This window comes from Ferrovum myxofaciens (assembly GCF_000735045.1).
Taxonomy (GTDB): domain Bacteria; phylum Pseudomonadota; class Gammaproteobacteria; order Burkholderiales; family Ferrovaceae; genus Ferrovum; species Ferrovum myxofaciens.
The window spans coordinates 1-373 of sequence record NZ_JPOQ01000589.1; the positions used below are offsets into that span (position 1 = coordinate 1).

Consider the following 373-nt stretch of genomic DNA (forward strand, 5'->3'; position numbering starts at 1 on the left):
CTTCACCTGAACGTGCCGCAGTGAGTATTAAAAATTCCAAGATGGCTCGGGTGACATCATATCTTGTACGATTACGTACATGCTCCGCAATAAAGGACGGGATTACTCGCCAGGGCATAGCTGGTTGGTGTTGGAGACGAACAGTCTTGCTGGGTTGTTGTGGCAGTAAATGTGTTACGACATCTACAGGGTTTGATAGACAATGCCCGTGTGCCCAGCCCCATGCCATCACGGCATGAATTCGTTGTTTAATGCGGCTAGAGGTTTCTGGTTTCTCTAGCCAAGTTGGACGTAAAGCGTCAGCAATATGCCGAGGTTGGATTAGATCCAATGGTAAGGATCCAATGATAGGGAAAACGTCTTGGGTAAGGGT

1 protein-coding gene is annotated in these 373 nt (G+C 48.0%); it reads right to left on the minus strand.

What is annotated here, in order from left to right; genetic code table 11:
• On the minus strand, window positions 1–373 hold a 373-nt coding region (locus IV91_RS19970), incomplete at both ends, for a tyrosine-type recombinase/integrase (RefSeq protein WP_411464157.1).